The 13,859-nt window shown below is 39.5% G+C and carries 14 protein-coding genes; 10 read left to right on the top strand and 4 right to left on the bottom strand.

Annotated elements, in window-relative coordinates; genetic code table 11:
* Positions 1-64: 64 nt before the first annotated feature.
* From nagA to PBAT_RS06145, 3 genes are read right to left on the bottom strand one after another with little or no spacing between them, the layout of a single operon-like run.
* Complete coding sequence (nagA, locus tag PBAT_RS06155; RefSeq protein ID WP_068647608.1) at positions 65-1,240, bottom strand: N-acetylglucosamine-6-phosphate deacetylase; 1,176 nt, start codon at positions 1,238-1,240, stop codon at positions 65-67.
* Positions 1,240-1,965, bottom strand: coding sequence for a glucosamine-6-phosphate deaminase (gene nagB / locus PBAT_RS06150; protein WP_068647606.1), 726 nt, complete (start codon positions 1,963-1,965; stop codon positions 1,240-1,242). Before nagB ends, nagA begins: the two co-directional genes overlap by 1 nt.
* Positions 1,966-1,970: 5 nt before the next feature.
* A complete protein-coding gene (locus PBAT_RS06145) occupies positions 1,971-2,846 on the bottom strand; it encodes a MurR/RpiR family transcriptional regulator (protein ID WP_068647604.1) in 876 nt (291 codons plus the stop codon).
* 349 nt (positions 2,847-3,195) lie between these two features.
* Between PBAT_RS06145 and rlmN the strand changes: the two genes are divergently transcribed.
* From rlmN to PBAT_RS06120, 5 genes are all read left to right on the top strand, one after another.
* Complete coding sequence (gene rlmN / locus PBAT_RS06140) at positions 3,196-4,293, top strand: dual-specificity RNA methyltransferase RlmN (protein WP_068647602.1); 1,098 nt, start codon at positions 3,196-3,198, stop codon at positions 4,291-4,293.
* 159 nt (positions 4,294-4,452) lie between these two features.
* Positions 4,453-5,034, top strand: a complete 582-nt coding sequence (locus PBAT_RS06135; protein WP_068648075.1) for a LysE family translocator — start codon at positions 4,453-4,455, stop codon at positions 5,032-5,034.
* A gap of 18 nt (positions 5,035-5,052) precedes the next feature.
* Entirely contained in the window at positions 5,053-5,826 is a 774-nt protein-coding gene (locus PBAT_RS06130; protein WP_068647600.1) for an AraC family transcriptional regulator, read from the top strand.
* Between the two features lie 77 nt (positions 5,827-5,903).
* Entirely contained in the window at positions 5,904-6,398 is a 495-nt protein-coding gene (locus PBAT_RS06125) for an RNA polymerase sigma factor (protein ID WP_068647598.1), read from the top strand.
* A 1-nt stretch (position 6,399) separates the two neighbouring features.
* Entirely contained in the window at positions 6,400-7,404 is a 1,005-nt protein-coding gene (locus PBAT_RS06120; RefSeq protein ID WP_068647596.1) for an anti sigma factor C-terminal domain-containing protein, read from the top strand.
* A 535-nt stretch (positions 7,405-7,939) separates the two neighbouring features.
* Here PBAT_RS06120 and PBAT_RS06115 read toward each other — a convergent pair.
* Positions 7,940-9,436 (bottom strand): peptide MFS transporter, encoded by a 1,497-nt coding sequence (locus PBAT_RS06115; RefSeq protein ID WP_068647593.1) that lies wholly within the window; start codon positions 9,434-9,436, stop codon positions 7,940-7,942.
* Between the two features lie 374 nt (positions 9,437-9,810).
* Here PBAT_RS06115 and PBAT_RS06110 point away from each other — a divergent pair, with 374 nt between their 5' ends.
* The 5 genes from PBAT_RS06110 to greA all read left to right on the top strand — a co-directional run bounded on the left by PBAT_RS06110 (position 9,811) and on the right by greA (position 13,809).
* Positions 9,811-10,563, top strand: a complete 753-nt coding sequence (locus PBAT_RS06110) for an SDR family NAD(P)-dependent oxidoreductase (protein ID WP_068647591.1) — start codon at positions 9,811-9,813, stop codon at positions 10,561-10,563.
* A gap of 334 nt (positions 10,564-10,897) precedes the next feature.
* Entirely contained in the window at positions 10,898-11,329 is a 432-nt protein-coding gene (locus PBAT_RS06105) for a helical membrane plugin domain-containing protein (protein ID WP_068647589.1), read from the top strand.
* A 42-nt stretch (positions 11,330-11,371) separates the two neighbouring features.
* A complete protein-coding gene (locus PBAT_RS06100; protein WP_068647587.1) occupies positions 11,372-12,550 on the top strand; it encodes an NAD(P)/FAD-dependent oxidoreductase in 1,179 nt (392 codons plus the stop codon).
* A 196-nt stretch (positions 12,551-12,746) separates the two neighbouring features.
* Positions 12,747-13,046 carry a hypothetical protein gene (locus PBAT_RS06095; protein ID WP_068647585.1) on the top strand — a complete coding sequence of 100 codons (300 nt, stop codon included), beginning with the start codon at positions 12,747-12,749 and terminating at the stop codon, positions 13,044-13,046.
* Positions 13,047-13,329: 283 nt separating this feature from the next.
* On the top strand, positions 13,330-13,809 hold the full coding sequence (gene greA / locus PBAT_RS06090; RefSeq protein WP_068647583.1) for a transcription elongation factor GreA: 480 nt from the start codon (positions 13,330-13,332) through the stop codon (positions 13,807-13,809).
* The last annotated feature ends 50 nt before the right edge of the window (positions 13,810-13,859 follow it).

The raw sequence follows: 13,859 nt of genomic DNA, 5'->3' as shown, positions 1-13,859 counted from the left end.
ATCCCCACTATATAGTGGATGGGATTGCTGCGTTTTTAGTTCACTAACACGATTTAGTTGTTATTTACACGATTTGTCTACCTTGAACCCACACATTACGAAGATTCAATTCAGAATCTAACAGAAGAATATCGGCTAGCTTACCTGCTTCAAGTGATCCAATTTGTTGATCTAATCCAAGCGAAATTGCAGGATTTAGACTGGCAGCTTCGGAAGCTTCTTCAAGAGTAAGACCAACGTCTGTAATTAGATTACGGAAACCACGGATCATGGTTAATGTACTTCCAGCAAGTGCTCCGTCGTTATTCTTAAGTGTAGCAATGCCACCGGATACATTCACGGGTTGATCACCTAACGTATACTCACCGTCACCGAGTCCAGCAGCAGACATGGCATCCGTGATGAGTATCAGATTAGAATCTGTTTTCATACGTGCAAGGATAGACATCACAGCAGGATGGACATGAATACCGTCAGCGATGAGTTCTGCGGTAATCCGTTGATCGCCCAGAACAGCACCGGCAGTGCCCGGTTTACGGTGATGTAGGGGTGTCATAGCATTGAAGGCATGAACCGCTTGCGAAAGCCCGGCCTCAACTGCGGCAATAACTTGATCATAAGTGGCATCGGTATGCCCAAGTGCTGGTGTAATACCCTTGTCCCGCAACCATGAAATAACTTCAAGAGCACCTTCGCGCTCAGGTGCAAGCGTAACTTGGCGAATAAGATTAGGGTATTGTTGTTCCCACTCTTTTAGCCAGCTAACGGTGGGAAGCACGATATGTGCAGGGTTCTGTGCACCAGGCCATTGAGGACTGATGAAAGGCCCTTCGAGATGCACCCCAGCTAATTGAGCAAATGGCATATCTCCAGAACGATAGGCATTTACTTCGCTAAGCACGTGATCAATGTCTGTTTTGGGTGCAGTCATTGTTGTAGCAAGCATGGTTGTTGTTCCTTGGGAACTATGGAAGCGAGTAATCGCATCTAAGGTCTCACGATCACTGTCCATGAAGTCATGTCCAGCTCCACCGTGTACGTGTACGTCCACGAACCCGGGAATAAGCAGGCCATTCTCTTCTGTAGGAATGGTTAACCAATCTGCATACGTGCTTGGAAGATCTTTACGATCGCCAACATATGAAATGGTTGATCCTGACACGGCAATTACGCCATTTTCAATAAGACCAAGTGGTGTCAACACTTTTCCATAAAGAAGTTGTTCTGTCGTGCTGCTCATTATAGTAGACTTCCTGCTTCTTCATCTAGAAGAACGATGACATTTGGGTGACACTGTAGCAAGGAGGCAGGGCATTGCGTTGTAATTGGTCCTTGAAGAGCAGCTTTTACAGCCTCAGCTTTACTAGCACCACGTGCAATAAAGAGAATTTGGCGGGCTTTCATAATGCTAGCTACACCCATTGTGATTGCTTGCTTAGGTACTTCATCAAGTGAATCGAAGAAGCGAGCATTAGCTTCTAGTGTTTCTTCCAATAGATCAATCACATGTGTACCGCCGTAAAGATGATCATCAGGTTCATTGAAGCCGATATGGCCATTCGAACCAATACCTAGAATTTGAATATCAACAGGTCCATTTTGCTCAAGCGCAAGGTCGTAAGCTTTACATTCAGCATCAAGGTCTGCTGCATTGGTATTCGGGATATGTGTGTTTTGTAGATCAATATCGATATGGTTAAAGAGGTTTTCCTTCATAAAAGTTTTGTAACTTTGTGAGTGGTCGCCAGATATCCCTACATACTCATCAAGGTTATATGCAGATACTTGGGAGAAGCTTACAAGTCCCTTTTTGTTCATTTCAGCTAGACGTGTATAAATACCAATTGGAGAGCTACCTGTGGCAAGTCCGAGAATGGCATTTGATTTACTTTGTACTAGACTAGCGATTAGATTGGCTCCGGTTTGTACGAAATCTTCTTCTGTCTTAAAAGTGAATATATTCATATGGCTCAATGGCCTCCTCGTTTATTACGATATTGTTGAACATTATTATAGGATTGCTCTAGCTTGGGAACGAAGTCTCCGAATTGCTTACTAACCATCCCAGTGAACAGAATGTCGATAATATGGAGCTGCGCAATGCGTGACGCCATATCTCCCCGCCGCATGCCTTGTTCTAATGAAGAAGAGAAGAGTGGGAGATCAGCTAGTGACGCCAACGTATTACTTCCATAAGAAGTTAGGGAAATCGTCGTTGCTCCGTTGTTGCGTGCACAAGTGAGTGCATCGATGGTCTCTGGGGTTTCTCCAGAATAAGATACAGCAAACGCGACATCATTAGGACCTAAAGTCGATGCGGATGTAATTTGCATGTGAGAATCGGCGAACGCAGTACAATTCACACCGATGCGAATCAATTTTTGATAAAAGTCTTGGGCTACAATAGAGGAAGTTGCCATCCCGTATAGGTCAATCCTACGTGCACCACACAGCCAATCCACTACTTTGGTTAGTTTGGTTAGATCTAGTAAGGAGGTTGTATCCCTAATCGATGCTAGATGATTTGCTTGTATGGCCTCTACGATGAGTGATAAAGGATTACCTGCGACAATATCTTGGTATGCAGAAGAATAAGATTCTTCTTCTGGTCCCCCTTGTGCTATTTCAGATGCTAGATGTACCTTGAAATCGGGAAATCCTTTGAAATGAAACACTTTGCAAAAACGCGTGATCGTAGCTGGGCTGACAGTGGATTGTTCTGCTAATTCCGTAATGCCCATATGAACAATTTCACTTGGAGCCGCAAGAATTCGTTCCGCTAATTTGCGCTCTAAAGGGGATAATTTAGATAATTGACGCTGGATGGTGTGAAGGATCGTGGCTATAAATGCACCTCCAATTTGTAGTATTTGCTAAGAAGTGTTTTAAAATTATTTCAGTAAATATATACATTAATAAGAAAACTATTTTCATCCTAATCATAATATAACTGCTTTGTAGTTGCAACTTCTTTTGGATGGCAAAGATGTGAATTTAGAACAAGCGTTACATATGAATAGAGCACGTAGTCATACACAAATTAATCTAGTGACAAACCAAGATCGTATACAGGAGATGGTAGTGGGCTTCCTCTTGTGTTAGTAATCAAAATTTGAGACAATCATAGACATATGGTTAGCTTCGGCTGCTTAGAAGAATAGGACGAATTTTATCGTTTGAAAAGAGGATATAGTAATGAATAAACCATCCATTTATGGATTAACATTAGAACAATTGACAGCGTGGCTGTCAGAATATGGTCATAAGAAGTTTCGAGCAACACAAGTCTGGGATTGGCTGTATCGCAAGCGGGTTACGGAATTCGCAGTTATGGATGATGTGAATAAGGATTGTATTCAATTACTTTCCGATCACTTTGATATCCAGACCTTAACGGAACATGTGAAACAAGAATCAACCGATGGAACCGTTAAATTTCTCTTCAAATTATATGATGGTAATCTCATTGAGACGGTGATGATGAGACAGAAATACGGTATAGCCGTATGCGTTACGACCCAAGTGGGATGTAACATTGGCTGTAGCTTCTGCGCGAGTGGTCTAATTAAGAAGAGTCGTGACTTAACTGCTGGTGAAATTGTAGAACAGATTATCAAAGTTCAGCAACTCCTTGATCAAGCGCAATTAGATGAGAAAGTAAGCCATATTGTCGTGATGGGGATTGGCGAACCGTTCGACAACTTCAATAATCTGGTTGATTTCTTACAGGTGGTTAAGGATCATAAAGGGTTGGCTATCGGTGCGAAACGTATTACTGTATCTACCAGCGGTCTGCCAGACAAAATCATTCAATTTACCGATGCTGATCTTCAGGTAAACTTAGCAATCTCTTTACATGCACCGAATGATGAGCTTCGGACGAAGATTATGGTTATCAATCGTGCCTTCCCAATAGCGAAGTTAATGAATGCCGTGGAGTACTATTTGGAGAAGACCAATCGTAGAATTATGTTCGAATATATTCTGTTAAAAGATGTGAATGATCGTAAGGAACATGCACTGGAACTTGCAGAACTCATTAAAGACAAGAAAAATCTCGCAAGCGTCAATTTAATTCCATACAATCCAGTAGATGAACATAGTCAATATCAGAGAAGTGATCAAGAGGCCATTCTTGCGTTCTATGATACGTTGAAAAAGAATGATATCAATTGTACAGTCCGCCTTGAACATGGCGCAGATATCGATGCCGCGTGCGGACAGTTAAGAAGTAAAAAGATGAAAGAATCCGAAGATGACATCTCCGATCACGACCGATTTGCATTGGGTTGATTGCATAGGCTTCTAGAAACTGGCTGTGCCGTTCCTTAACAAGGACAGCACAGCCAGTTTTGTTATTCTTACAAGGCGGGAATCGATCTGCAATAATATACTATAAGCATTCAAGCTATGAGGTATATATTGATGGGACTACTTTTACAGGGGGTCATCATGAATATAACGTCCTTTTTAATTTATTGTGTTGTAGCTACATTTACACCTGGGCCTGCTAATATTGTTATTCTATCTTCCGTGCAACACTTTGGGGCTAAAAAGGCCATGGCGTATGTATGCGGAGCCACGATAGGGTTTGGATTGCTACTTGTTGTTTCTACCATGCTGAACCGTATTCTTGCTGATGTCATCCCAAATATTCTGAGCATTATGCAGATCATCGGCAGTCTATATATGCTCTACCTTGCTTACCAAGTCTATAAGATGGGTGCAACGGAATCCAAGGATATCCAGACTACAAACTTTGTCTCGGGCTTACTCATGCAATTTGTAAATCCTAAAGTTGTCTTATTTACACTAACCGTTATTCCCACCTTTGTTATGCCTTACTATACGTCATCTCTTGTATTGTTCTTGTTTGTTATCATCATAACCCTGATCGGATTTTTAGCATTTACGACATGGGTTGTTTTTGGCAGAATCTTCAGAAGATTCTTGCACAATCATCAAAAAGTTCTCAATACCCTGATGGCACTTTTTTTAGTGTATTCTGCAATCATGGTATCAGGGATCCTATAGCGTGTTGGAGGTAAAGGCGTGGAGAAATTCAACTATAAAAGATCGGTAGATATCTTGTCGTTATCAGCAAGCATTACAGAGTTCTCCTATAAAAAACATTGCCACGAGGAGTACGCACTCGGCGTAACCTTACGTGGTATCCAGCAATATAACCTAGATGGCAGTTTGCAATCATCCCATAAGAATGGCGTCATGCTATTTAATCCAGAGCAATCGCATGACGGCAGTTCTTATGATAAAGCCGGCATTGATTATGTCATGCTCTATATCAAGCCGGCTCTAATTTTAGAGATATTAGGAAAGAAAGAACTCCGCTTCACCTCTCCTATCCTATACGACGACAAGTTGGCACAATGCATATTAGCTCTTAGCCATGCGATCCAGAATGGAAAAGATGAATCTATGTGCCATGAGCTGCTGTTAACACTTGTTGATCTAGTCTCCAATACCCAAATAGATACAGTCTCCAGAATCAATAATGAACTTGTTAATAGAGCGAAGGAACGGATGTACTGCAGTATAGAGAATGTCCTTAAACTGGACGACCTTTCAGATGAGTTTGAAATGTCAAAATATCAGTTTATCCGGGCGTTTAAGAAACATACAGGAATATCGCCCTATCAATTTTTTTTGAATTGCAAGGTAGAACAAGCGAAACAATCTATAGAGAGAACTAAGGATATATATTCAGCCGTAGCGGAATATGGATTCGCGGATCTGACTCATCTGAATAGGCATTTTAAGAGTATGTTTGGAATAACCGCATATGATTACATGTCACAGCTTCATTGATTGGGAGGGCCATTACCCTTTTCTTATGCTGTAAACTATTTATAGAGTTGTGCGTTGTATGGGTGGAGGGGGCAGACATGGCGAAAGAAACAATGACTGGATTTCTTCAACAGGTAGGCACCGTACTCTATAGATACTTGAGAAAACGCGGACTTACCCATGAAGATGCAGAGGACATAACGCAAGATACCTGTTACAAATTTTTATTGCATAAAGATGGAATTCAATCAGATAAAGTCATGAGTTGGTTATTCCGTGTGGCTACGAATCAATTTTATGATCTCAAGCGACAAGATAAGCGACACCCCACAATGGATATTGATGATGTCCCTCTACGATCCTTAACTAACATTCCAGAAATCAGTATCCTTCAAAAGGAACAATCAAAGAATATCCGAGACACACTTGAGACATTATCTGAATTTCATCAAGAATTGTTAATTCTGAAATTTGAGTTGGAGTTATCGTACAGAAATATTTCATCTTTATTGAATAAAAATGAGAATACACTGAAAACGCATGTCGCACGCGCAAAGGAAAGATTCATAAAGAACTTCAAGGAGGACCTTTGATATGGACGAGGATTTGAATCATTTTTCATTTGATGAGAAACAAGCTAAACAATTAATGAGGAAAGCAAAGCTTTGGTCTACATTGAAAATGATTGGAATTACCGTGATCGTAACTCCCATTGTCTTAGTGTTATTATGGTATGGATTCAGGACGTGGTCACTCCATCAAGCACAAAAAACAATGAATGAAATTGTTATGTATAACGAAATTAGTGCACCTAATATTCATATTAGTCATCAAACATACGACAACAATTGGTTTGGAGGGAAAATAAAAACGAAAACCTTTAAGTTGATTGGAGAAGTCCCCTATGTGTGGGAATCAGTTGAAAGTAGATACACATTATTTGGTAGTACGCCACGAATGTATGGTTCATTCGGTTCCATCCCATTAAATATTTCACAAATTTCACAATCGAATGAATCGAATCAATTGATCCGATATAATTCGGACACGGGTGATAGAGAAATGATCTTTTTCCACCCTGAGGTTTCGTATGATACCTATAAAGACAGTATTAGTGATCTGAATCAAGTTGACGATACTACTTTAGTGGAGCTGGGATTATCATTTGATAAAGCATATTCTTATGATGAGATCCAAAGCCTACTTCCTCCGGATGTACAATCCGTCTGGTGGTGGGTGGACGCTTATACAAAAGATTATTTAAAATATATGAAGCAAGTGAAGATGGTACTTTCTGCGGATGGCATGCTCATTTATGGATTTCATGCAGAACAATTTGAAGTAACTGGCGGCATGGATACTTTTATCACAAGTGTTGAGCAGTTGCGTGGTAGTAGGAATCATAGTTTCAAATGGGCAGCAGGCGAAATTCACAAAGCTTTAGCGGGAGATAATAACACCTTAGAAGAAGGTGATGTGACAATCATAGGTGCAGTTGTAACGGGAACAGCTAAACAGTTACAAGCGTTACAAGGGCTACCTTTCATCAAAGCCTCCACATTTGGCGTGTTATCAGATAGAATATCTGTGCCGAACTAAAGACCTTTGGTAATGAAAATGTGCGTAAAGAAAACATGGATGTCGGTGTGAAAATAAACAAGCAAAAAGCGTCCTGTCCATTGGGCGCTTATTTGCCATTTCTATTAGCGATCTGTTTCAGAAGAGCACTTCATGCGCTCGGGGTAAGCAATGAATGAATCGGCCCATTCAACGTATGTAGCAAGGTTTAATAATTGCTGTTAATAGCCGAGCCGATATCAATGGCGTGGCGTGTTCGTACTTACAACACACCAAAGGTGAAATTAAAAATAGCTATGTTGGCTCTACGCCATATTAGTGTTTGCGCAAACACAACAACGATCGAGGCAGACATAGCGAAGGGGACGGAATTGTCTTTAAGAAGCGATAGCGTTCGCCTTTGTCCTCCGATTTCAACCGCTATATGCGGTATATAATCAAGAAATCAGAGGACAACAGCGATCGAAAGACAATCCGTCCCCGTAGCCTGCAACCGCGCAATTGTTTATAAGCAAGCACTAATAACAGCTTTGAGCCTAAATAACATTTTTAAGTTTCACCGCACACCTTTCATATACCCCTGTATCCTCCCCGAAATCATAAACAGCACAACACTCAGCACGATAGCGACTCCCCCAATCACACCAAAGTAAATCATCTCGGTCTCAGGGCTATAGAATTTAACAATCTGCGCATTAATCGCTTGAGCAGCTGCATTAGATAAGAACCATAGACTCATGGTTTGGGCTGAGAAGGCGGCCGGCGCTAACTTCGTAGTGACGGACAGTCCAACAGGTGACAAACATAGTTCCCCAAGGACGATAATGAAATAGCTAAGAACGAGCCATAGTGGATTAACCAGTGAATGGCTACCTCCAAAGTAAGCAGGTAACAGAATCACAAGAAAAGATAAGCCTGCAAATAACAAACCTAGTGAGAATTTCGTAGGAACTGAGGGCTGACGAACGCCAAGCTTGACCCAAGCCCACGCGAATACCGGTGCCAAAATGATAATAAACAACGGATTCAACGATTGGAACCAAGCAGGGGATAGCTCAATTCCAGCAAAGTTTAACTGTGTGCGCTTGTCCGCATAATTAGCAAGGATCGTTGATCCCTGTTCTTGAATGGCCCAGAACATCACTGAAGAGATAAATAGCGGAATATAAGCAATGAGTCTGGAGCGTTCTACTGCTTTTGTCTTCGGACTACGGTACATAACAACGAAGTACATGGTGGGAATAAGAATCCCTAATACCCCTACAAGAGCAATGAAAGTATCAAATGTCAGATAACCTAAGGGTATAGTAACAGCAATCAAGATAGCTACAACAACTACGCCGAGCGTTATGTAGGTATAGACTTTTTTCTTCTCTGAAGAAGATAAGGGATTGGCTATAATGGTACCCGCAAGACCTAGATTTTTCTTCTTAGTCAATATAAAGACCAACAATCCAATAAACATACCAATAGCAGCAATGAGGAAGCCTAAGTGAAAATTATTTTGTTTCATACCTATGGTGCCGACAATTAAAGGAGCGAGGAAACTTCCAAGGTTAATTCCCATATAGAATATGCTAAACCCTGCATCTCGGCGTAAGTCGTTAGGACTATAAATTTCACCCACGACACTTGAAACATTAGGTTTCAATAAACCTGTACCGAGAACGATGAGAACCATAGATATATAGAACATCGCTATACTTCCCGGTATAGACAAGATAATATGCCCGAACATGATTAATACGCCGCCATAAAATATAGCCTTTGAAGTTCCAAATATTCTATCGGCTAGCCATCCTCCAATAATGCCAGACATATATACAAGCGACCCGTAGATCGACATGATCGCAAGAGCTGTTGCTTCATCGAGACCTAATCCACCTTGTGAAACTTTATAATACATATAGTAAACAAGAATAGCTCTCATGCCATAATAGGAGAAACGCTCCCAAAACTCTGTGAAGAACAAAGTGAACAACCCTTTAGGATGTCCAAAAAAGCCCTGCTGTGGAACACTCTCCACAATTTTCTGTCTGTTTCTGTCGAGCATAGGATCCCCTCCTTATTGTATTACGTTAAGTACATATAACATTACTTTACGTCAAAAGAGGAATTCTTAAACACAGCGTTACTTTGAAGTACACGCTATAAAAAAGTTAAGAGCTGATGACACACAGCCTTTAGTCGATAATTCCTTCCTCATAAATTGTTAGAAGACGTCATCCATATCTCAAATAGCACAATTCCTAGGGGTTTTATGCTATATCTAAAATTTTGATTACTTATTTTCAATTGGTTACTTTTTGTGATACTGTTGTAATAAACGGTTTCAGTAATACTCTAACAAGCCTTAGGAAATACTATGACAGTTATAGTCCATTACGGAATTGTCGTTATTATAAATAAATCTTAGGAGGAATAGATATGGGAGTATTAAACGGTAAAGTAGCAATTGTTACAGGTGCAGGTAGTGGTATGGGACGCGAAGAGGCAATTTTGCTTGCTAAAGAAGGTGCTATCGTTGTATTAACGGATATCAACGAAGCAGCTGTACAAGCTGTTGCAGAAGAAATTACATCTAATGGTGGAGAAGCAACGGCTTTTGCACACAATGTGGCTTCGGAAGAAGACTGGATCAAAGTTGTAGACGGAACGATTCAAAAATATAGTAAAATTGATGTATTGGTTAACAATGCTGGTATCTCCTTAGCAGTGAACATGCTTGATACGACTATGGACCAATGGAATCGTGTCATGAATATAAATGTTACAAGCGTATTCCTAGGAATGAAACATGTTGTTCCTCAAATGAAAGAAATCAATGGTGGATCTATCGTGAACATTTCTTCCATTGCTGGTCTAACAGGTGGTAGTGGAGCAGGTGCTTATACAGCTTCTAAGGGAGCAGTTCGTATGCTTTCTAAGGCAGCTGCAGTGGATTATGGTAAATTTAACATTCGCGTAAACTCCGTTCACCCAGGATTTATTGAGACACCAATGTCCCAAGATATGGTTAATAATGAGAAAATGCTAGCTTGGTTCCTATCTCAAACGGCTCTACCAAGAGTTGGGAAAGCTTCTGAAGTGGCTGATGCAGTATTGTTCCTTGCTTCTGATGCTTCTTCTTATATTACTGGTGTTGAGCTTCCTGTTGATGGTGGCGTTACAGCTAAATAATTTCGATTATAAATTAAATCTGGACGTACAAATTTATTTGTACGTCCAGATTTTAGTTTGTAAATATATGTTATGGAATTGTTGCAGAAGCTGTGGTGCATAATAGCATCAGCGACAGTAAAGGTTAACAAATGATTTCAGTGAGAAATATAAGAATTAAGTGTAAGATGGAACGTATACTTTCTTAAATTTTCAAAAAGATGTTTGATAATATCAGAGGTTAGTCGTATTATTAATAGGGAATTTTAAATTCCCAAATTTATTATACACTCATGAATTATAGCTATAATATAAATTCGAAGCGAATGTTGCTTATCGTAAAGGAGAATTAGATATGTCAGAATCTATCACTCAGACAACGTCTGAACAAGCTTTATCTACAAGCAAAGACAACAACGATCTATTGGATCAGTTATTAAAACCTGAGGTTCAAGAATCTCTAACTGCTTTAATTCAGCAATTACCGAAATTGAATGAAATCGTTAATGCAATGACGAAGACATATGATTTCGCTCATTCCGTAGCTACGGATGATGTTCTGAAAAGCGACACAGTTGGCGCAATAACAGAAATTGTTGGACCTGTAGTAGGTTCCGTGAAGCATGTTGCGGCAAATGTTATTGAAGCGAAAGAGCGTGCTGAGAAAAGCCAGGAAGTAATCGGCCTATTTGGTTTGATGAAAATGCTTAAAGATCCACAAGCACAAAAGATGTTCCGATTCGTTAATGCTTATCTTCAAGTCAGTGAAGAGCAGAATAAAAAATAGTTCGTTTACAATAACTGAGTAAGAGCGGAGGATAATACACTTATGTCAAAACATATTGTTATATTAGGTGCAGGGTATGGTGGCCTTTTAACGGCTTTGAGTCTTCGTAAATTTTTGAGTAAGGCTGAAGCACAAGTAACAGTTATTAATCAGACTCCAACACACCAAATCATTACAGAATTGCACCGTCTTGCAGCTGGTAATATTGCTGAAGAGGCGATTGCTATGCCACTAGAGAAATTGTTCAAAGGGAAAGACATTGATCTTATGATCAACAAGGTAGAATCTTTCTCCGTAGACAAAAAAGAAGTTAAACTTACAGATGGATCATCCTTAACTTATGATGCGTTGGTTGTCGGTTTGGGAAGCCAAACGGCTTTTTTCGGTATTCCAGGGCTAGAGCAAAACAGCATGGTGTTAAAATCTGCTGCTGATGCAAATAAAATTCATAAACAAATTGAAGATCGTATTCGTGAATTTGCGAAAACAAATAACCCGGCTGATGGCACGATTGTTATCGGTGGTGGCGGTCTTTCCGGCGTAGAGTTAGTTGGCGAAATTGCTGATGGTATGCCTGCACTTGCTAAGAAATATGGTGTAGATCCTAAATCAGTGAAATTGTTGCTAGTTGAAGCAGGTCCTAAGATCCTTCCAGTATTACCAGATCATTTGATTGAACGTGCAACGAAAAGTTTGGAAGCGCGTGGCGTTCAATTCCTAACAGGTCTTCCGGTTACCAATGTTGAAGGTAATACGATTGACCTTAAAGATGGTTCCAAAATTGTTACGAACACATTTGTATGGACTGGTGGCGTACAAGGAAGTCCGCTAGTTGGAGAATCAGGCCTTGAAGTTAACCGTGGACGTGCAAGCGTCAACGAACATCTTCAATCTATTTCTCACCCAGACGTATTTGTTGTAGGGGATAGTGCAGTATTCTTTGGTCCTGAAGGACGTCCTTATCCTCCAACAGCACAGATCGCTTGGCAGATGGGTGAACTTGTAGGTTACAATCTATTCGCTAAGTTGAATAATAAATCTATGGAATCATTCTCTCCAATTGACTCTGGAACACTTGCAAGCTTGGGTCGTAAAGACGCAGTTGCAACGATCGGAGCTAACGGAACACCTCTTAAAGGAATGCCTGCTTCTCTTATGAAAGAAGCAAGTAATATTCGTTACTTGTCTCATATTAAAGCGTTGTTCACTTTGGCATACTAATCGAAATTTCATTATGAAATAAATTATAAACAGTAAGCCTAAGGTTGATGTTCAATCAACCTTGGGTTTACTGTTTTTTGTTCATTACAATCTTCATTTTGTTAAGATGACTGTATATATGATTTATGGTAAGTTTTATAACAGTACAGTACATATTTAGAAGGTTATACTAGAGTAAATGTGGAGGTGATTTTAGATGAGCAACTCTCAGAGAATAACACTTGATATAGTCAAGAATACAGTGTTTTTTGTTGTAGCATTTATTATTCTTTTGATGATTGAGAAACCGATAATTGGAGTTGGAGGGATCAAAAGTTTAAAGATGTTAATACTTGTTGTCGCGGCAAACTTTGCATTGATCTATATATTCCATCGCAATGTGTTAGCACGATTCACCTTATATAAACCTTATCAGAAACCTAAATTACCTCGTAATAAAAGCTTGTTAATAGGTATTGCATCCGTTGCAGTTATTGTTAGTATTCCATTCTTATAATAAAAGAGGATGATCCAATACTCTGGATCATCCTCTTTTATTATTTGATTAACCTGAAGAGAAGACAGAATAGAACAAGGAACATGTGTAGAGAATAAAGTTATAGATCGGATGCTCAAAAATAAATATACATATTGTAGTACCTGTTTGTAATATTATTGTATAAAACAACCTTTATTTTACCAATATAGTCACTTGAGAGCTAACTTTTTCGTTGAGTTAATAACAATTTAAGTGAATATAGGTTAGAATTGAATAAGAAAGTAAAATAGGAGTTGTAAACATGGCTAAAGAAGAAGTGATTGTAACAAAAGAAGGTTTGACTAAGTTAGAGGATGAACTAAGAGATCTTAAGACCGTTAAGCGTAAAGAATTAGCGGAACGTCTTAAGTTAGCTATTAGTTACGGCGATTTGAAGGAAAATAGTGAATACCACTCTGCTAAGGACGACCAATCCTTTATGGAGACTAGAATAAAGATATTGGAAAAGATGATCACGAAAGCAACGGTTATCGATACAGTGAGTCTAGATCTCTCTGTTGTTAGTGTAGGTTCTATTGTCATTCTGAATGATATTGAATTCTCAGAGCAAATCAAGTATCAAATTGTAGGACCTGCTGAGGCAGATGTATTGGATAATAAGATCTCCTATGAGAGTCCTTTAGGTAAAGAACTTATAGGTAAAAAAATTGGCAGTGTTATTAATGTAACTGCACCAATGGGAATCATTAAATATGAGTTACTTGAAATAAAATCATTATAAAAATATAAGAAAATCCGTCCTCCTACGAGGGACGGATTTTTTGCGTTCAT

The organism is Paenibacillus antarcticus, assembly GCF_001637225.1.
Lineage (GTDB): Bacteria > Bacillota > Bacilli > Paenibacillales > Paenibacillaceae > Paenibacillus_AQ > Paenibacillus_AQ antarcticus.
This window is presented reverse-complemented; position numbering and strand designations above follow the sequence as displayed.